Origin of the sequence: Prosthecobacter sp. (genome assembly GCF_029946185.1) — a bacterium.
In the GTDB taxonomy this organism is placed as follows: domain Bacteria; phylum Verrucomicrobiota; class Verrucomicrobiia; order Verrucomicrobiales; family Verrucomicrobiaceae; genus Prosthecobacter.
The window spans coordinates 54,936-74,527 of the sequence record NZ_JAQSEA010000029.1 but is presented as its reverse complement, the minus strand read 5'-3'; the positions used below and the strand labels follow the sequence as shown (position 1 = coordinate 74,527).

The following is a 19,592-nucleotide window of genomic DNA, read 5'->3' as shown; positions in this document are numbered from 1 at the left end:
TCACCATTTGATTCTCTTTCTCTCACGATGAAAAATGCAAACTTTTCGACCGCCGAAATGCCGCTTTCGATTTGCTTCACCACTGCACCATCACAGCGCCCCATGATAAGCCGACTCCGAAACCAACCAGCATGACTTTCATGCCGCTGCGGAGCTGCCCCTTTTTCAGTGCGTCGTGCAAGGCGATGGGAATGGTGGCCGACACGGTGTTACCACAGTCCTTGATGCATACGGCGAATTTCTCCGCTGGGATTCCGATCTTTTGCCGCAGGTGTTCGAGCATGTAGGCGTTGGCTTGATGAAAAACGAAGAGGTCAACATCATCCGGGGTGATGCCGGCACGCTCGCAGAGCTGCGCCACGCATGCAGGAACCGTCTCCAGGGTGAAGTTGAAAACTGCGGGACCGTTCATGCTCAGGTTTTGCGGCCCAGGCTTGTCCGCGGCTGTGATGGCGTCAGGCATCCTCTGCCCACCTGCACGCACGATGAGATGTTCGGCGCCCCGGCCATCGGTACCATAGACGAATGGACCTATCGACGGTCCTCCCACTGTTTCATCAGCGCTCAGCAAAGTGGCTGCCGCTGCATCGCCGAACAAAGTTGCCACGCTGCGGTCAGCGGGATGAATATGCTTGCTGTAGGTCTCCGCCATGATGAGCAGCACGTTTTTTGCCTGCCCCGTTTCAATCATGCCCTTGGCGATGCCGAGTCCGTAAACAAAGCCCGAGCAGCCGAGATTGAAATCGAATGCGGCTACAGAAGTGCGCAGACCGAGCCGTGTCTGCAAAAGGCAGGCGGTGGTAGGCAGGAAGTAGTCCGGGGACTGCGTGCAGAGCACGAGTGCATCAATCTCGTCACGGCTGCATGCACCAGCGTCGAACAACTGGTTCGCCGCTTTTTCCGCGAGATCGGAAGCGCATTCATCACCAGCGGCGATGTGGCGTGTCGCGATCCCGGTTTTGGCAAGGATTCGATCGGCCGTCAACTCTGGGAATGTTTCTTCGAGAGCTTGATTGGTGAGCGTGCGTTCAGGCAGGTAATACTCGATGGCGCGGATGCGTGCGTAGCTCATTGTGACTGAAAGCATGTCGTGAGGGGTCAGGCAAGACCTTTGGCTTGATGGAGCAAGTCTGTCTGCCATGCTTTAAGTATTCGGGCAGAGCCGTCGAAACGGGAACTTAGAATGCGACGATGAAGTCCGGTCACTGTGTAAACGCAGGAACGTGGCAGCAAGAAGGGGCTGGTGGAGGCCGCCAGTGGACCCGACAAAGTCGTAACTGCGGTGGAAAAGCCAGCGGCCTCGACTGCTGCAAGCGCTTCGGGACAGATGTCCTCAGGCTGGCCATTTGGGAAGGCGTAGTGGTGGCAACTGCCGGTATGCTTGGTGATAAGATCGCGGGAGGTGGTCAATTGCCGGCGGATTTCATCACGTCCTTGGGACTGGTTGAGGGGGAAATGTTCGTGCCCGTGGGCACCGATCACAGCACCGGTGCAATTGACTTCTCTGACTTGTTCCCAAGTCATGAACTGGTCGCTGGTGAAGCGTTCCCGAATGTCGGCCCACTGGTCCGCTGACAAGAGTTTCATCAACTCATGTGTAAGCGTGATGCCTGCTGAAGTAGTGCATTCTTTGAGCGCGGAAGTTATCCTGGCAATGGCCCGAAGGCGCTGCGGTTCGCTATCGAGGGCGAGTTCTTGGTCGACGCCGGGGAGTTTGCACGATTTGCGGTCAGTGAGGGTCAGAGCAGCCCGCGCAACGAAAGTCGGCAACAGTATGCCGGTGCCTATCGCGCTAGTCGTCAGATAGATGGTGAAGGGAATCCCCATGCTGCTAAGCAGCGGGGCCACCATCGTTGCGTTGTCGCGGTAGCCATCGTCAAACGTAAGCATCACACACCGGCTCAGGTCCGGCTTACGAGTTTGAAGCCTCGCATGCAACTCGTTTGCATCTATCAGATGAAAATGCCGCTTCAAATGGTGCACTAGGGGTTCAAAATTTTCGAGCGTGGAATGAAGCATTTGGATCCTCGGATCAATGATCTTCTCCTGCACGCCGTGGAAGAACAGAATGAGTGGCTGGTACAGAGGGCCGTCGGCGAGGATGCTTGCTGTTTTATTCAGCAGGGGCCTCTTATAAAGAGTGGTAACTACTTTTCGAAGAACCGTGTTCATGCGTGGAGAGCGTTCTTTGAAGCGTTTCAAATTCCAATGTCGCCACAGTTCAAAGGCCAGCAGACGCCATCAGCAGGCAGTTCCATTTCCTTGGGCAGGTGCATGTAAAAGCGCTGGGGAGCAATGCAATTTCGTGACAATCGGAAGCTGCCGCAGGCTCGGCCAATGTTCGTTGAAAAATGAGGTACACGAATCACGCTGAAACTATGCTTGCGCGCAGTTTTTACAATCAAACGAATCATCTTTTTGAAGGATGCGTCGGGCGCATTCCAAGGCCAGAAATCCATGACATGCAACGAGCCGTCATCGTAATGCGTGGCGAGCGCAAACAATCCCTTTTCATCATGCTCGCCAGGTATGAAAAACCACGTAAAAGGCATTGTTGGATTTTCCAATGCATACCAACGATAGTAGAGAGAGTCTCTTACTGGGCCGTGTTTGCACAGGTGTCTCGTTGCCTGCCAGGTTGCATCGGCCGAAGCCATGGCGGCCTCCACATCAACGGTGCGATCAGGGCAGATAAACCGGGGCATTTCAACGAGGCGATTGGGTAGCGACAACACTCGACGACCCACTGCAACCAGACTTGCTGCAATGACAGTGACCTCGATGTGATCTCGAATCAGCGTCCATCCACAGTATTTGAGCAGAGGGAGGATGGAATCAATGGGGGTGCCGTTGAGATTCACGGCTCCAAGGAAAAGTGAGTCGCTAAAAAGTATTAAGGGAACGCTTTGACTGCGGAATTCCTTTAGAACCCGCCATGTCGATCGAATGGTGGCGATGGCTTCTTTTTCGGAGAGCCAAATTCGGATGGGAATCGTGCAAATAATGCCAACAACGCGATTATCAGTTGATACCTTCGCACCGTAACTCGACAAATTTGAAAATGCCGGGTTAGCTTCCCACCAGTGAGTGAAACGACTTTTCCAAGATTTTTCGGACCGAACACCCGTTGGAAAATCCCAAAACAATTCACCAATGCCGGGCAGTTCTTCCCGCTCTAGCTTCGAAAATTGAAATGTGTCGGAATTCGCCATATTGAAGTGACGCAATACTCCGGAAAAAGGAGTTTGTCGTAATGCAAGGAAGAGGCCATTTGTCGTCCTTTAAGGTAGGTGTCGGTATCGTGAAATTGACGTGTGATTGTTGCATTCCAATGCGTGTGGCTTGATACAAGAACGAAAATACGGCTCTTTTCACCCAAAGCTATTCAAATGCTCTGGAATAATCGCGGAGATCTAAACTTTGATTTAGTGTTCTCAAATGGGCCTGTTATTCGCGTGCTACTTCATGGTTAGTCCACCATCGATAACGATTGACTGGCCTGTCATCCATGCCGAGGCGGGGCTAAGGAGAAAGCAGATCGGCAGAGAAATATCTCGCGGTGTTCCCAATCCAAGAGGGTATGCTTGCTTCGCGGCTTCCAACTCTTTCGCGGGAAGAAGGGTCTGCATTTCAATGGTCATCTCCGTGTGTACAAAACCAGGTGTAACACAGTTCAGCCGGATATTTTCTTTAGCCAGTTCCAGGGCCAATGGCCTAGTGATTGCGATGATCCCGCCTTTGGATGCGGCGTAGGCAGCCATTCCTGGATAGCCGCGAATGCCACTAACTGATGAAGTAAGTACGACACGGGCCTCAGGCATGGAGCGGATGTTTTTTTGACGGAACGCCTTCACAAGACTAAATGCTGACTTTAGATTCAAGTCCAGAACCTCTTCGAGTTTGTCCATATCGAGGAATCGAATGGCTTCCGTATGACTAATCCCGGCCAAATGTACGAGTCCGAACAAGGGCCCCGTTCGGGAGACGATATCTGACATCCACTGAGATGTTTCACTGTGATTGGTCACATCATGGGGGCTGATGCTATGATCGGCCTGCTGCATCAACGCTAGAGTTTCTTCCAAGCGGTTTCGATCGCGCCCAGTGAGGACGACTTTCGCGCCGAGTTGGCTCAGAACTACACACGTGTCTCGACCAATGCCGGACGACGCACCTGTGACGAGGATGGTTTTGCCGGTCAAATCTAGAGGGTTAAAAATGGCGGCCATCCTTTTTGTTGGTTAGTTTTTGATGAATTCAGGCACTGCCAGCGGCCCAAGTTTGATGGAGGAAGCAGGGAAATTGAGCCCTGTCTGATGGATATTTGGGCTGAGGGTGGGCAGCTAGTCTGCCAGTTTATCTCCTGCCAGGGCTGCTAGGTCTGCGACAGTGCGACATGCCGCCAGTGCCTGGGGAGGCGGAGGCGCGCCGAACTGCTTGTCAAAAGCGGCCAGAAATGCAACCACCGTCAGGGAATCCCATCCTGCGATTTCACTAAGGATTTCATTTCCTGTGATGGTTGCTGGGGGGGATTCGATAATCTCATCGATTAAACGGTGGAATTCAATTTTGTTCATGGATAATTAAATATGTAAAAGTTAGCGGTGGAGGATTCGCTATCAATCAGTTTGTTGCCTCGCGCCTCAGCAGCTGCGGCGCAATTTTTAACGCATTGGTTTCTAAGTGGCGTTTAGCGCTTTGTGTGAATCCAAGGCGACCCGTGTCTTGTGCCCTGGAATGATATCTTATGGATTTCGATTTCAATGGATTGCATGGTGGTTGAGTTTCTGACTCAACACACAGGCACCACAACTCAAAACTTTACTCCTAGCTCAAATCTTGAGGTGCTCATTGGGTTCGGCTTCGTGCATGCAAGGAACGAGCAAGCCCATGAAAGAACTCTGCGGACTGGGCGGTGACCATATTCAGATCTTGATAGCACTCCATCCACCGGCGGGCGGCGAGACCTATGCGCTCACGACGTTCTGAGTTGCGTTCTAATGAAACCAGCGTCTCAGACCAAGCGGCGGTGTCACGAGGCAGGCTTATGAAATGCTGGCCCTCAAAACCAAACTCGCCCCCTTCATAAGGAAAGCCAAGGAAGCGGCTGGAGACGACGGGCAGGCCTGAAGCCATGGCTTCAAGGACTGCATTCGGAAGGCCTTCTTGCAAGGACGGGAATGCAAATACATCGGCGGCACGATAGTATTCCTGCACCGTGAGGTTGTGTGGCAGAACACGCACATCACAAGTTTGACTCACTTCTGCCAGGCGCTGACTGAAATGATCAGCAAAAGCTTTATAGGCACACTTGTCCGCTGCGGCTACACCTGGGCGGTTCGCATCACCGCCAACGAACAGCAATGTAGCTTTTAGACTGTGCTTGGCCATCATTTCTTCCCAAGCATCCAAGAGAAAATCCACGCCCTTTCTTGCTGTGGCACCACCCACGAAGAGTACCACCAATCTGTCCTTTGGCAGGTTCAGTTTTTGACGCAAATCCGCCTTTTCTTCAGCGTTGTCAACCGGCCGGAACCGCGACAAGTCAACACCGGTGACGATGACTTTTGCCCAAGAAGGAGGTTTGCCAGCCATTGCTGCCATGGCTTGGGCTGACACTTCAGAGTTGGCGTGCAGAGCGGTGACGGGCTTGTACCATTCACGCAAGCGGAGCGTGCGTATATGTTCACGGATTGAGAAGCGGCGTATGGGGTCCGGGAACATATGGACGGGCATGACCGAGGCAATGCCGCTTGCCGTGGCTTCATGCAGTAAGCGTGTGCTTGTGGGAGTTAGCTCGGTGGGCATGAGCAGCGACGCTTCACCATTGTTATGTCGGGTAGCTGCAATGGTGGAGATTGCGAATTTTAAGGCCTCATCGTTGCCATAACTTTGGGGGCCGAGCTGGGAATGTTTGGCGAAGCGATGCCAGAAACCGTATTCGAATTCCTCCGTGCCAGGTTGCTCCTCGCTGCCGCAGGGGATGCATACATGAAAAACCACCCCGTTTTTGCGCCATCTGCTGGTGTAATTCAGAACTTGAAGAAAACCGCCTGCCCGAATTTTTCGCGGATCGCTTGGATTGGTTGGGCCACCGAATTCGCGTACGGTAAAATAAAGGTGGGTCTGAGGCTGCTTATTATGATTCATAACGAGGATGACGCTTGCTTACTCAAGATGGGACTGGCTCCCGATGCCTGCGCTGGCGGCGGCAGGATCTTTGTGCCAGCTGGCGCGGCGAAGCCAGTTTTCGATCCAAGGCTTTGGCAAGGAGCTTTTGACGAATACGTTTTCGCCGATTGCACTGAGGAGGCCCGGAAGAGAGCTGCTTGGGTGGGCTCGCCCGCCAGATCTGGACCCTATGCTGAAGTCACTTTGCTGCGGACAATGATAGAAGGATCTCTCATCAAAAGTTTTCCTGTCTGCGAGGCGGGAGGACATGAATTGATCACTCACTTTCACGAGTGACATGCAGCTTGCGAAGGCCTGGGAAAACTGAGAGACGTGTTCTAAGATGCCGTCTTCATGGTCCAAATCACAAGTCTGATCAAGATGCAGTCCCCACTTGTGAGTGACCAAGCTGCCCAGACGTCCTAGTGGCAGAACGAAATGCATTGGCATTTGCTGCTGATGGGTGAAAGCGAGCAGAGCGGCTCCATGGAAATCCAGACTCATTGGGCTGGTTTGCTAGCTTGTAATAATTGCATGCGCAACCGGTATCATGCTTCGATCGATGGCGATGGTCTGGATGGGAATGCGACATAGCCAGATGAGCCCTTTTGCGAAATTGTCTTGGCTGGAATGCCTGATACGACGGCGCGGGGTGAAACATCGTGAATCACCACGGAATTCGGAGCTGTGACGGAATCGTCCGCGACTGTAATGGCACCGAGAATTGTTGCTCCGCAGCCGAGATACACACGATCACCAATGATCGGGCAGCCCGGGTTCTTGCTGCGTTTGTTGGTTTGACCAATCGTGACACCGTGACTCAGGGTGCAGTCCCGTCCAATTTCAGCGTGGGTGTTTACGATGATGCAGCACAAATGGCCTAGATAGAGGCCCGGGCCGATCTTCGACTCGAAGCTGATGTAGGTGCTGTATTTCACCTGCTGCCGGCGGTGCCAGCAGCGAAAGAGATGATAGATCACCCAGCGGCTCCACCATTGAGCGCGCAGGAATGCGCACCATCGCATGACGACCGTGAAACGAAAGCCGCTCTCCTGAAACCATTCCTTGAAAAAGTTTTTCCAGCCAATTCGTCCTTCGTAACGGAACTGGTCGGCCGCGATCAGGGTGCGCAGTTCAGTAAAGGTCATGGGGTGGCGGGTTTGCTGACGCAGATGTTCCAGCCTAGGGAGGAACGTTGTTTCGTATCGAGGTGGTCGATGGCTTTGAAAAAAGTTTTCAGTACGAGGCCAAACATCACACGGCACACGGGCACGACTATGGTTTTCAATAGCCTGGGAATCTTTGATTCCCGGATCACTGGTACGGTATAGTGGAGCATATGTGCGGCAACACAGAATGCGCCGCCCTGTGATTCGAGCGCGATCGTCTTGAACCCGGCGTCTGTGAGGCAAGTTTCCAAGGCGTAGCGGGTGAAGTTGAAGTAGTGTGGCGGTGCGCCGTCAGTGAGCGTGTGTGTGATCTGTGGCACCGTCACTATGGCTACGCCGCCGGGTTTTAAAACACGGTAGAACTCGGCGCATACGTGGTCAGGATTGCGGATGTGTTCCAACACCTGAACGCAGAGCAGCAGGTCAAACTCTGCATCGGGGAATGGCAGTGCATGAAGATCAACGACGTGATCGACGCCTTCGTTTGCCTTAGCATCACAAGTGGTTAGTGTGGCACCGGAGGCCAAGATCTCGAGGCGGAACGTTTGCTCGCTCAAGTTGCCCGACCCAGCATCCAGAACCTTCATTCCAGCAGTCAGACGGGACACCGCCTGCGCCGTGATGAACTGATTGATGCTGAGCCGGCTTTGCTCCCGGTCGTTGCGAAGGCTGGGTTTGTGCATTGAATGGCAGAGTTCTACGTTTGGTTTGCCAAAGTCCACGGCCTGATCGATTGCCATCAGTTATGCTCCTTCTCGGCGATGACGACTATTTCGTCACCCGTGCTGATGGCCGTGCCCACGTAGTTGATCAGCGGTTTGAAGTGCCGTGCGATGCGGGGAATGAGGGGGACTCGCTCTGGGCCGTTCTCCGAGGTTGATTTTTCCTGACGCCATTCTGCCAGCAATTGTTCTTCCGGCTTCAGCAGTCGCTGAAGTTTCGCCAGTTCGATGTTGTATTGGTAGCTGGTCACTTTCAAACCGGCGCGCTCCAGCAAGGCGGTGTAGGTGCGGTGATCGAAGAACGAGGTGTGCTTCGGCGGAGGATCACCGGTAAAGCGATGGGCAAACCTCCAACTAGGCGCGGCGAACTGAGTGGGAACCACGGTGACATGCGCGCCACCTGGCCGCAGCACGCGAGCCATTTCCTGTGTCAAGTCAAGCGGGCGGCGGATGTGCTCCATGACATGGCTGCTAAAGATGACATCGAAGTGATTGTCCGGGAAGCTGGCGTCTTCTAGTCGTCCGTTGAAGACATTCATGCCCAGTTCAGTGCGGGAAAACTCGGCTGCCCATGGTGCGATCTCCACGCCATAAGGTGTCCAGCCACACTCGCGCGCCACGAGAAGGAAAAATGCGGCACTACAACCCACGTCCAAGAATCGTCCGTTTTGTTTGAATCGGGCCAGCTTATTGAGAAGCGCAATCATCTTGTCCCGGTTGCGCACGACATAGCGTCCATTGCATTTTTGATAGGTGGGATGGACATTAGTGTCGGCAAACGAAGCGTCATAGAGTCCGGAGTCCTCGCTGTCGAAAGAGTCTGCAAAACGGAATCCACATTTTTGGCACTCAAAGATGCCGGGCACGTTACGAACAAGAAACTCAGTCGTGTCGTCTGACTCGCAGAGGGGGCATGGATGAAGGGGAGGGCTCATGAGGGGGGATGTCTATAGGATATAGAGGGGGTTAAGTCTGCTGATAGCCGAGGAATTGATCGGCAGTGCACAGGATGTAGCCCTCAGCGTAATCGACGCGATGGGGCATGCCGCGATAGCGATTCAGTGACAAGGTGCGTTCGATGTAGTTGCGGTTCCGCTCACATTCCTTGTTGTTGAGGTTCAGCTGTGATCGGAAGACTTCCATCAACGCGCGTTTCTGGTTGATAAAGGCTGAGATGTCCACCAGGAGGTTCGGGATGAGTGTGTTCCAGACCTCGTATTGAAGGATCATGCCGTCATAGCAGGTGCTGCGCAGAGCCTTGTCCACCGCGAGATTGAGCCGCATGTGGTCCAGGTGGCTATCGAAGATCGAGGGTACGCAGATGAGGTCGGGCTTTACATCCTTGATCAGCTTTTCGATGACGGCGATGGATTCTTCCACGACAACCGGTTCGCTGGCGATGGGAAAGCAGTCCACCTGATGGGTCTTTGCGCCGAGGATTTCCATCATGCGCTTGGCTTCTGGAACGCGGATGGGGTCCTGCCCGCGGCTGAACCAGGTAAAGGTCACTTGCGATCCGCCCGCCGCGAACGCTGATAGCAGGCCGCCGAGTCCGAAGGCTTCGTCGTCTTGATGCGGTGCGAGCAGCACCACATTGCGAAAGCGCAGGGCCATATCCGCCCCATCAATGCCATCGGGCCAGGAGCCGACGTTGTTCCCCATAAACGTCCGTGTATAGCGAAGCAGGTTTTGCACCTTGTGGAACTTATACTTGGAGTGGAGTCGCTTAAGTGTTGCAAGCATGAGAATGCGTAACTTTTACGCATTCGAGGTGCTGAAGCAATGGGGAGTTTTGTTTGTGATTATAAGAATCCATCGCTGGACGGTGCGGGTGGATCATGCATTTATCGCCTGCTCCCATCATGTCCCTGTTCAAGTCCTATCAATACCTAGCGCGTGTTCGTGTTCTGGAGGCCCAGTATTCGCCGCTCGTTCGCGAGTCGCTAGGCTGGGCTAATGTAGTGAGAGGGGTGCTGTCGGGCAAGCCATCGGTGCGGGCGGCGAAGCTGACGCGAGGGATGGCGCTCATGGTTTCCGAGTGGTCGAAAAACAAGGTGTGCAAAATGCTGCGGCGGAGCCCTGGGATCGACGCGACGAATGTATGGCGGGATACGATGACAGACCACCATCACTTTGGTCCGCTCATGCGGAAGCTTCCGGGACTGAGCCGATCCATCGTGCTGAAGGCACCAGCGGCGAACGGCGAGAAGGGGATACTCTTGCTCACTTTCGAATACAATTGGGCTCGCCTTCTTGTCGGAGCGGACAATGAACAGCTGCGGTGGATTACCGAACGTTTTCACATCGTGCTTTCATCGAGTTCGTCGCCGACAAACTACGCAGCCCTCTCACTGGCTCTTTCCCGGATACCAGGCACTGTATTTGTGCAGGCATGCAACCCTGACGAGTATGCGAGCCTTGAAGGTTTTCATCCCCGATTGAAGTGTCTGCCCGTGATGCCATGTGATTGGATCATGCCCGACCTTTACCAGCCCAAGCCAATGGCTGAACGTACCCGTGACATCATGATGGTGGCGTTCTGGGGGCCGGTTAAGCGACATTGGGAATTTTTTGACATGCTGACGAAGCTGCCTGCCGACCTGCGCGTGACGATGGTTGGGCAGACGGATGGTATCAGGAACAAGGACGACATGATCCGCATTGCCCGTGACCTTGGCGTGAAGCAGGAACTGGAGGTGTATCAGTCCATTCCTATCCAGCAGGTGGCGGAATTGCAGTGCGACGCTAAAGTCTCAGTGATCATGACGCGCCGTGAGGGATGCTGCGTCGCGGCAGTGGAGTCTTTGTTTGCAGGCAGTGCGCTGGCGATGCGTGCTGACGCCCACATCGGTCCCCTGGCATACATCAATGAGCAGACGGGGATGCTGCTGCGCCCTGGCCGCGTGGCGAAGGATATGGCCACGCTGCTGGAACGCGCACCGAGCCTGCGACCGCAGGACTGGGCGAGTAAGAATGTCTCATGTTATCGCAGCCTGGAGAAGTTGGATGCCTACTTCAAACAGGTGGACGCTCAAGAAAACCGAGCTTGGACGGGTGGCATTGTACTCCCCATTTGGCGACCACATCCCACCTTCGCACGGCCTGAAGATCAGGCCATGCTTCGGCCGGTGTATGCAGAACTGCATGAGCGCATACCCGCAGTCTTTCCGGTGGATCTCATCACTGAAAGCTGGCGGTAGTGAATGGCAGAGGCATTCGCACAGTGCCCGAAGCTGGCTCATCGTGGGTGCTGGCGGGGAAACTGCTGGTAGAACTAATCGGGCTGGACCAACGGGCACCTTCCTTCTCGTGGCCGGGTGTATACCTCCATTGACTGCATCCATGGGCAGCTCTATTGACAGGCGAACTCTGCAGATTGTGTGACAACGGTTGAAAAGCCGTCGCTTAAGCGGCTTTCGCCGGTGCTTCGTTGCTTTGACCAGACGAGCAGTCCATAACTACCAATATTGTCTTTGGAGGTTTTTGAAACACTGCCTAGTATCACCTCAACGCCGCACTCTCTCTTCTGTGGATTTTCGCATCGCTCAGTTTTTCTTGTTTTTATATTTTATCCGCCCACAAGATTGGTTGGGGGGGCTGATCGGGGTCAATGTTATTAAGCCATTGATCCTGGCTTGGATTGCTGCACTGATGGTGCGAAAAGAGAGGTCGCCTGTCCATAAATTGCTTTCGACACCTCACGACTGGCTGATGCTCGGTTATTTCGGCTACATAGTGTGGAACGCGCCTGATTCGATGGATGCCTTCAAAAGCTTCCTGCCGGTAGTCATCTTCTATGTGTTCACCGTGCAGTCCCTCACAGACTGGGAGCGAGTTTTAGCCTTTCTGAAAACTTGGAATATCATGGTTGTAACGGTGGCGGCAATTGGCGTGGCAAGTCTTTACGGGATCGACATCACCGGTGCTAAGGATATGACCGATCAAAATTTTGGGAGGCTTGCCATTGGGACCTGGATGTGCGACAACCCAAACGCCCTTGCTCATACCGTTGCTGTGGCCATCCCCCTGAGTTACTTTTTGTTCTTTTGGAGAGGTGGCCTAAATGGCAGAACGGTGTATTTCCCGCTCTGTGCCGTGCTCGTCTGCATGTGTATGTATTACACCGAGTCCAAAGGCTCATTTCTCGTTGGAGGAGGACTGGTCGTTTTAATTTTCGTGATTGGAAGACCGATGGCTATCAAATTGTTTGCCATCTCATCTGCTTCTGTCCTAGGGGTGTCCGCGTTAAGCTTTCTTCCTCGAATGTCGAGAATGGACAGCCTCAACTCTGAAGAGGGAGTGATGGGCCGGTTGATGGCCTGGAGGATCGCTAGGGACGTGGTGGATACCAAGAGCACAGGAGAAGGGTGGCAGCAATTTGTTGCCTTGATTAACTGGGAAGGACAAATCATTCCGAAAAGCACCCACTCCAGCTATGTTCATGTCGGTGCTGACCTAGGCTTGTATGGTCTCTTCTTGTTTGTTGCGGGACTTTGGACGGCTTGGCGTACCCTGGTCATGGTCTATCCGTTTACCTTCGATATGGATACCAGAGAACGCTGCCGCCGCTGCGGGCTGATCCTGCTGTGCGCCTATGCGGTTTCCAGCTGGATGATTAATCGCCAGTATCACACGGAGTATTTCCTGCTGATCGCTGTGGCCGCTTCGATTCACCGGCTTTGCCAGGCTGAAGATGCTTTGGCGACAGCAGAGTCTGCGGATTTGATGAAGGGTGAGGAGGATATTTCGGTGGATGTTACGCGCTGCGTACAGGTGGAGGATGATCAATGCCTGCCTGTCGTTGGTGAGGTCGAGGGCGATTCTGCGGAAAAACGCCCCTTTTGGAGGCGGTTAGATCTGATAGATCTGGCCGCCAGCGCGGGTCTCACTTGGCTCGTATTAGCCATTTGGGATTATGTTCTCGAAACCATGTAATCGACAGCCTTCTTTCCCACCGAGCTTCACTAACGTTTGGTTCGAATGCTATGAGGCGAATGGTGAGGCCTTTTTAGTCGGCGGCTCCTTGGCTTCCTCCTCGGTTTCCCAGTTGGAATCGTAGTAGCTGGATGAGTAGTAGTAATAGTAGTAGTGATTGGCCCGTTTGGTGAAGTCCACTCGATTGAGGACAAACCCGTAGAAGTGGGCACCCAGTTTTTGGAGCGCAAAAAAGGCGTCCTCGACGTCTTTTCTCGGAGTGCTGTCAGATTTGACAACGAGAACCACTCCATCAGCATGGTTTTGCAAAAACGCTGTTTCACTGAGACCCAGCACGGGAGGGGTGTCCAAAACGATGCGGTCAAACGCCCCCTTGAGTTTCTCAAGGATATTTGAAAACACTGCAGTGTTGAGCAGTTCGGTTGTGCCAGGTACAACAGCGCCGCGGGGAATCAGCCACAAGTTGTCAGCGGGAGACTTCTGAATGCACTGCTCGATTGTAGCCGCACCGGTGAGCAAATCCGTCATGCCGGGATGATTGACAATTCCCGCCACTTTGTGAACACGCCCGCGCCGCAAGTCACAGTCAATCACCAAGGTTCGCTCACCCAAAGAGGAGAACGCCCAAGCGGTATTGACAGCAACCGTGGTTTTGCCCTCACCCGGGCGCGCACTGGTCACCATCATCACTCGCATGTCCCCTTTGGGACCTTTGTTCAGAATAATGCTGCTGCGGATCAGTCGAAAGTTTTCCAGCAAAGCGTTTGGGGTGGTGGCTCCCACGGTGGGTGAACGATTGATGTCCTCCAAAATTTTTGGATCGGTAAGTGGAACCAGTCCGATGCCGGGAATTCCCAGGCTGACTTCAAACTCATTAAGATCTGAAACAGATGTGCTGAAGCGTCGGAACAGATAGGGAATTCCGCCAGCGAGGCCAATGCCCAGCATGCACCCCATCATGGCCAGTTTGGATTTGCTGGGAGAAATAGGGATCTCGCTGCGAACTTCGATGAATCCTCGGAATTCAATGTCAACCGCCGCGCCATCGCCCCCGAATTGCAGACCTTCGATTTGCTTGCTGAGCTCCTCGTATGCCTTGTCCCAAGCAAGCTGCCCCTTTTTCATGAGGTCATAGCCCATTTTTTTCTCGTCGAAAGACTTGGTGGCTTTATGATAATCAGGCAGTTTTTCCTCGAGAGTCTTGATGGATTCCTTTGTACGGGCGTATTCCAGTGAGAAGGACTTGCGGGCCACCTCAAGTTCCAAATTCAGTGCTGAAGTCACCTCCCGTAGTTCCTCATTCATCTTGATCATCTCCGGATGATCTTCGAGAAACTTAGTGCGTGTTAGTCGCATCTTTTCCTCCAGAGTTCGCTTCTTCTTTTCGAGATCTTGCCAGGGCTCGAGACCTTCTACCATATCCGGCTGCACCACAACCTGGGTGCTTTGGGGGGTTTTAGTGGGGCTCGAAAAGGTAAACGGTGCTGTGGATGTGCCTGAATTCCGTACAATAGTGCCCGAACTCAGCGGATCAGCGGACGCGGTATCAGCCGGCAGGCTGGTCAGCAAGGCCAGCATTCCGACTTCCCCCAGCACGGATTTTTGATCATTCAAAATGTTATTAACTCGGTCCATCTCTCCGAGTCGATAACGCATTCTGACCAGTTCCACAGGAACGTTGCTGAGGCGCTCAAGCTCAATCTGCGCACTCGCCAGCGCACTTTCTTCTTCAAATTTCAGCTGAGTATCGAGCTGAGCGGACACTTTGGCTCGAACGACGGAAATTTCGTCCACGTAGCGTTTGATGGCCTTTTCCCGGAAATCGATTCTTTGACGCACTCTGACGGCTTCGTAAGTCTCCGCGAGGGCTGCTGGCAGTTCACGCACGACACGTGGTGTGAAACCGACAATGCCCAGTTCAATGTGGGTCGAATCTAGAATTCCGATGCGAACCGCTGGCACCAGCGATTCACGCAAATTGTTATAACTCGTTGATTCGTCTGCCAGCCCAAGCGATTTACTCGCCTCAAGAACCATACGCCCACTGCCCAGTTCAAGCAGGATGGAGCGCATCAAGTGATAATCGATAGAGCGCCCTCCCCCTTCTGCGGTTCGCGAGCTGTCCACGAATTGATTGACTCGGAGCAAGGCTGTGGACGAAAAAGTGGGACGGGTATAAATAAAGCCAATCAGGCCGCCCAAGAGACCTAAGCTGAACAACAGCAGCATCAATATCAAATAATCTTCATAGCTGAGCAGAAAGCGCAAAAAAGTGTTGCCGTCCACTTTGGGGGCTGCAGTGACTGACTTTTTGTTCGGAGGCGGCATGCGGGGCAGTAGAGGGTGATGCAAAGCTTACAGCGACTTGCTAAGTGAAGATATGAGTTGGAAGACTTTCAATGTTGTCCCCTGCGCATAGAATGCACGCCAGAGAGAAAGTCATGTCAAAAGCCGAACACCTTTTCCGGCACATGGATGATATCCCCTTCGCCAACCGGCGGGTCATCAGCAAGCCCCAAGGCCACTTTGCGAATATCAATGATGGCCCGCTGCCGTCTGCCAGAAGCATTCACTCGCATCACCTCAACGCGCTGATCTTGCGCGAGGCGGCCCAACCCGCCAGTGATGAGCAGTGTCTCGTAGATGCCAAGCGAATGTCCATCCGAACTCGGCACAAAATGGGTTCCCGGCTGTTTCACCGCTCCGGTGATGTAAACCATGATCTTTGGAACGGTGGAGGCTGCTCCGGGCGTTGAAGCGAACTGGGCGCTCTTGCTCATGCGTTCCACCAATACGGTGGCCTTAGTTAACTGAGTTCCTTGCAAGGCTTCTTTAACCCGAGCTTCCGCCTCGGCACGGGATAGTCCAGACACTGAGATGCGTCCAGCCCTGGGAATGACGATGTATCCACCTTCACGAACTGGATAGCTGTTGTTAAGAGTCGCATCTTCCTTGACAAACAATTCGAGATTGTCGCCCGCCAGAAAAACATCCTTGGCGATTGGTGTCCGCACCACATTTTCAGACATGCCTGACAGAGGAGGGAGATCGCCTGACGAGGGGTCTCGATGCGAACACGCTGAAAAAGTCGACACGATCAAAAACACACAACTGGAAGGAAAGCTACTGAGGCGGCGAAAAGATGGCATAGGATTTGGATATCACTTTTGCAAGGTCATCCAAGCAATCAAGCAGATGTGAGAAAAAGCTGTCGTTCTGATCAATGACACCTAATCGGTAGGTGGGTTGGATTCCAGCTGCGAGAGCATAGCTGGAAGTGGGAATCCACAATCAGGATCAATATGTCCATCCTGGAGGGGCAACCCAGACACCTTCGTTGTTGTCATTGATGAACTGCTTCGTGGTCGGCTTTGGCTGCACAGTTACTAGAATGTGATCGAATGACGTCCGGAAGCTTTTAATGTTGGAGAGGCGATTTACTCTTTCCGCCACTGGCTGTGGCTCTGGCTGTTTGGCCGAAGTCACTTCGGCGGCAGCCGCTGCTGTGGCATTGGCCGTATTGGCACGTTGGCCCTCAGATTGCAGCGCACGGTGAGAGACCGTGCAAAGCACGCGGACGTCTCCAATGTGTTGTGGAGAGGGCTTCACCCCCTCTACGTATACAGCCCGTGGCACGGTCATGGGCAGGTTGTAGGGGTAGGTTTTGTACTGGGTGGTGAACTCAACCACACGTTTTGCAGGATCTCTGGAGTCCAGCAGCAGTGTCTTTTTGTCCTTTTCCTTCCAGACACGTATGTGGCCCATGGATTGAAGTTCCTCGTCCATGGAGGCAAATTCTCCGGATTTGACTCCACGATTGATGCCTTCCACTTCCAATGTCACCACCACTTCACCTTCAAAATCCACGCGGTAAGGCAGCAGACGGACGACGAAACGGGTCATTTCTCCCACACCCAAGATCATTCCCGGCGGCGTCGCTTCAAAGGCTCCATTATCAGCCGGATCAATGTTTTGAATCATGCCATCATGGTTCATGTCTGCATCGATATCCAGTTTGGCAATCTGGCGTTCTGCGTCCAAAAAGGAGTTAACTCGCTGACCGAAATACTTGTGGAAACTTGAAGGCGCATCCTTGTTGGTTTGCAATGATGGCGAGTCTTCAGCTTTGATACTTACTGAAAGTGCTGATAATACCCAGGTGCAAAGACACACAGCGGAGCGTGTGAATGAATGAGTTGGGGAATGCAGTGAGTCCATGGGAGTTATATACACTAAGTGGTTAAGAATGGAAAAGGAACTTGTCGGTGGTGGATTTCACAGGCAAAATTAAAAATACCTTCTGATCGTAACGCCGATAAGATGTTCGGAGAATCTTGCGGGGTTGTCGACCTGATAATCTTCATACTGATAAAACAAACTGCCGGTAAGACGCATTCCAAGCTGCTGTGTAGCAGTCACCATATAGCGCCATCTGTCACCGGTAAGCGTGCTCTGGCTGAACTTGTCATAGATGATCGATGCATTTAGTTGGGTAAAATCCAAGGGTTGGTAATTGAACGCAACTCCTACAGATGTTCGCCGGGCGGTCTGCATGGTGAGAAGGTTGGTTTCGCTGTCCGCGTATTGAATGAATGCATTCCCGTATGAACGGCTGTTAAGGCGTTGGTTTATGCTGTATTGCGCATATCTTGACAGGAGCGCTTCGCCAACGACATTGTTGTGGAAAACGGTTTCTCCTAGGCCAAAGGACTGAGTCGTGTTCTGGGTGAGTGAATGCCTTAAGTCGATATTCCAAATAAAACGGTTCCCACTCGATCCACGCGCCCCGGCTCCTGTCATGAAGAAATCACCTACGCTTCCCAGCCAGTTGAGATTTTCTGTTAGCCTTCCGGTTAAGCTCAACAAGAATTGATGCATAACGCTATCGGATCCACCGTAAGCATACATGTCGTAAGAAAATCGTGGTGCGAACGGAATCTTGGAGCCCTCATAACCCAAGGCCACGCCTATGTTTTCTAAATTTGCATGATTTCTGAACTCATAGCCTTGCCAAAAATCCACATGACGTCCTGTAATCCACAACCTCCATGAATTGTCAAATACGAGCGTCGATAAGGACATGCCAATGGTATTCCCAAACCTTGCATAACCTGAGTTTTGGAATGAATTGGTTGGTCCAGGTGTCTGGAAGCCATAAAAATAACGGCCCGCCCTGTCGTATCCGTTGACAGTCGCCGACGAAAACCAGTTTAAGCTCGATTGCCCTATGAATTCGTCATAGAAGAGCACGTCCCAAGAACCTAGGGTTTTGCTGTAATTTAAACGGGTGAACAATGCGGGTCCTCCGCCCCCTCCGCCAAATTGTAGAGCAAAGCGATTTGTAAAAGGGAGATACATGAGATCCGCTACTGCAGAAAGGTACAGGGAGTCGGAAATTCGGAGGACTCCACGCACGCCGACATCTACATAGGCAATGACTCCGTCTCCTTCGTCTCCTCTGTTTCCCGTGGTATTGAGGTTGCCATTATAATCTGACCATATGGCTCCTGCGCCCACCCATAAGAGGTCGAAATAGAGGGGGCCAGCTTTGACGGTGGCCAGTTCTGGCGCAAATGATCGGGTGAAAATACCACCCAAATTACCGTCTACCGTTAGGGAGTTGTTATCCATCTGACTAAACTGCATTGTCCACGCATCATGCGGAGTCAGCCAGCCGAGGGTCTGGTTCAAGGGTCTGAAAAAATTCTGATTTCGCTGGTAAAAATCAGGATCCGAATCCTCATAGGGGAACAGACCTGAAGCAGTTTGCATACCTGCATCGGGGCCTTCCGCATTGCCCAGGGCTGCTCCCTGAGGAGATCTGGCGTTGTAAGCGCCTCGGAGCAAAGCGCTTTCTCCCAAGGTGGGAAAGTAACCTTGTCCTCCTCTGGTCGTAGGTAGCGTGGGCTCAACAATAGTATCCTGTGCCCCAGACTGTGTTGCACAAGCACAAAACAATGCCATAAACAGAGCGGCAGCTGTTGGTAGTTGATTTGTGATCATGAAAAAAGAAGTCTTCTTCTGAAGGGTATTTAGAAAGGGTGTGAGTTGAGGCTGTAGTCTAATTCACGAATTCCAGTGTTTTGGGCCTTGCGGCGGGGCAGGGCTGAATTGCTTTAGAAAGTGAAAGTCTGATGATGCCAAGCAGCGGATGCAGTAAATAGCGATGCCAATTACTGGTAGAAAAGTTACGAGCAGAATCCATGCCAGTTTCAGGGCGAGGCTGGAAGTGGTTTTCTTAATGCTTAAGATCGTAGCGATGATAAAAATGAAATATATAGCGCCGAGTGCCCAGTAGACTTCCTTGCTGACGTTTTCGGGCGCAAGGGTTAAAAATTTGATTAATAAAGTTAGCATGCCATCTCAAAAAATGGGGTGTCACAATGAGCGTATACTTTGACAGTTTGTGTTTCTGCGTCTTTGTCGGGGATAACAATTAAGGATATACTCGGTTACGCTCCGGGCTGAGCTTGCAAAAGTCGGTGACCTAAACGCAGAATCGAGGGTGCTGCAAATCATAAAATGTCTTGTTTTCGGAGAATTAGCATTTGAATAAATATATATTTGAACGACGCCTGTTGTCACTCGCGGAAGA

At 52.6% G+C, this 19,592-nt stretch carries 17 protein-coding genes; 2 read left to right on the top strand and 15 right to left on the bottom strand.

Going from position 1 to position 19,592, the window contains the following annotated elements:
- Positions 1 to 76 precede the first annotated feature (76 nt).
- From PSV43_RS01790 to PSV43_RS01745, 10 genes are all read right to left on the bottom strand, one after another.
- Positions 77 to 1,087, bottom strand: coding sequence for a ketoacyl-ACP synthase III (locus PSV43_RS01790; RefSeq protein ID WP_300193068.1), 1,011 nt, complete (start codon positions 1,085 to 1,087; stop codon positions 77 to 79).
- Between the two features lie 11 nt (positions 1,088 to 1,098).
- Positions 1,099 to 2,172 (bottom strand): polysaccharide deacetylase family protein, encoded by a 1,074-nt coding sequence (locus PSV43_RS01785; RefSeq protein ID WP_300193066.1) that lies wholly within the window; start codon positions 2,170 to 2,172, stop codon positions 1,099 to 1,101.
- A 26-nt stretch (positions 2,173 to 2,198) separates the two neighbouring features.
- Positions 2,199 to 3,212, bottom strand: coding sequence for a hypothetical protein (locus PSV43_RS01780; RefSeq protein WP_300193064.1), 1,014 nt, complete (start codon positions 3,210 to 3,212; stop codon positions 2,199 to 2,201).
- Between the two features lie 246 nt (positions 3,213 to 3,458).
- Entirely contained in the window at positions 3,459 to 4,229 is a 771-nt protein-coding gene (locus PSV43_RS01775; RefSeq protein ID WP_300193062.1) for an SDR family NAD(P)-dependent oxidoreductase, read from the bottom strand.
- A gap of 114 nt (positions 4,230 to 4,343) precedes the next feature.
- A complete protein-coding gene (locus tag PSV43_RS01770; protein WP_300193060.1) occupies positions 4,344 to 4,577 on the bottom strand; it encodes a phosphopantetheine-binding protein in 234 nt (77 codons plus the stop codon).
- 271 nt (positions 4,578 to 4,848) lie between these two features.
- Positions 4,849 to 6,150, bottom strand: coding sequence for a glycosyltransferase family 4 protein (locus tag PSV43_RS01765; RefSeq protein WP_300193058.1), 1,302 nt, complete (start codon positions 6,148 to 6,150; stop codon positions 4,849 to 4,851).
- A gap of 569 nt (positions 6,151 to 6,719) precedes the next feature.
- Entirely contained in the window at positions 6,720 to 7,319 is a 600-nt protein-coding gene (locus PSV43_RS01760) for a serine acetyltransferase (RefSeq protein WP_300193056.1), read from the bottom strand.
- Positions 7,316 to 8,080 (bottom strand): class I SAM-dependent methyltransferase, encoded by a 765-nt coding sequence (locus PSV43_RS01755; RefSeq protein WP_300193054.1) that lies wholly within the window; start codon positions 8,078 to 8,080, stop codon positions 7,316 to 7,318. The genes PSV43_RS01760 and PSV43_RS01755 overlap by 4 nt, the downstream gene beginning before the upstream one ends.
- Positions 8,080 to 8,997: a methyltransferase domain-containing protein gene (locus PSV43_RS01750; RefSeq protein WP_300193052.1), complete on the bottom strand. Its 918-nt coding sequence runs from the start codon at positions 8,995 to 8,997 to the stop codon at positions 8,080 to 8,082. Before PSV43_RS01750 ends, PSV43_RS01755 begins: the two co-directional genes overlap by 1 nt.
- 31 nt (positions 8,998 to 9,028) lie before the next feature.
- Positions 9,029 to 9,805: a PIG-L deacetylase family protein gene (locus PSV43_RS01745; RefSeq protein WP_300193050.1), complete on the bottom strand. Its 777-nt coding sequence runs from the start codon at positions 9,803 to 9,805 to the stop codon at positions 9,029 to 9,031.
- Between the two features lie 119 nt (positions 9,806 to 9,924).
- On the opposite strand from PSV43_RS01745, the gene PSV43_RS01740 reads away from it, so the two are divergent.
- Both PSV43_RS01740 and PSV43_RS01735 read left to right on the top strand, forming a co-directional pair.
- Positions 9,925 to 11,262, top strand: a complete 1,338-nt coding sequence (locus PSV43_RS01740; RefSeq protein ID WP_300193048.1) for a hypothetical protein — start codon at positions 9,925 to 9,927, stop codon at positions 11,260 to 11,262.
- A gap of 328 nt (positions 11,263 to 11,590) precedes the next feature.
- Positions 11,591 to 12,997 (top strand): O-antigen ligase family protein, encoded by a 1,407-nt coding sequence (locus PSV43_RS01735; RefSeq protein ID WP_300193047.1) that lies wholly within the window; start codon positions 11,591 to 11,593, stop codon positions 12,995 to 12,997.
- A gap of 48 nt (positions 12,998 to 13,045) precedes the next feature.
- Here PSV43_RS01735 and PSV43_RS01730 read toward each other — a convergent pair whose 3' ends face one another.
- From PSV43_RS01730 to PSV43_RS26100, 5 genes are all read right to left on the bottom strand, one after another.
- Positions 13,046 to 15,325: a polysaccharide biosynthesis tyrosine autokinase gene (locus PSV43_RS01730; RefSeq protein WP_300193045.1), complete on the bottom strand. Its 2,280-nt coding sequence runs from the start codon at positions 15,323 to 15,325 to the stop codon at positions 13,046 to 13,048.
- Between the two features lie 116 nt (positions 15,326 to 15,441).
- The gene (locus tag PSV43_RS01725; protein ID WP_300193043.1) at positions 15,442 to 16,026 is read right to left on the bottom strand and encodes a polysaccharide biosynthesis/export family protein; all 585 of its coding nucleotides are present in this window, start codon (positions 16,024 to 16,026) and stop codon (positions 15,442 to 15,444) included.
- Between the two features lie 268 nt (positions 16,027 to 16,294).
- Positions 16,295 to 17,215 carry a hypothetical protein gene (locus PSV43_RS01720; protein WP_300193041.1) on the bottom strand — a complete coding sequence of 307 codons (921 nt, stop codon included), beginning with the start codon at positions 17,213 to 17,215 and terminating at the stop codon, positions 16,295 to 16,297.
- A gap of 69 nt (positions 17,216 to 17,284) precedes the next feature.
- Positions 17,285 to 19,000 (bottom strand): hypothetical protein, encoded by a 1,716-nt coding sequence (locus PSV43_RS01715; protein ID WP_300193039.1) that lies wholly within the window; start codon positions 18,998 to 19,000, stop codon positions 17,285 to 17,287.
- Between the two features lie 63 nt (positions 19,001 to 19,063).
- A complete protein-coding gene (locus PSV43_RS26100) occupies positions 19,064 to 19,354 on the bottom strand; it encodes a PLDc N-terminal domain-containing protein (protein WP_345784643.1) in 291 nt (96 codons plus the stop codon).
- Positions 19,355 to 19,592: the final 238 nt, after the last annotated feature.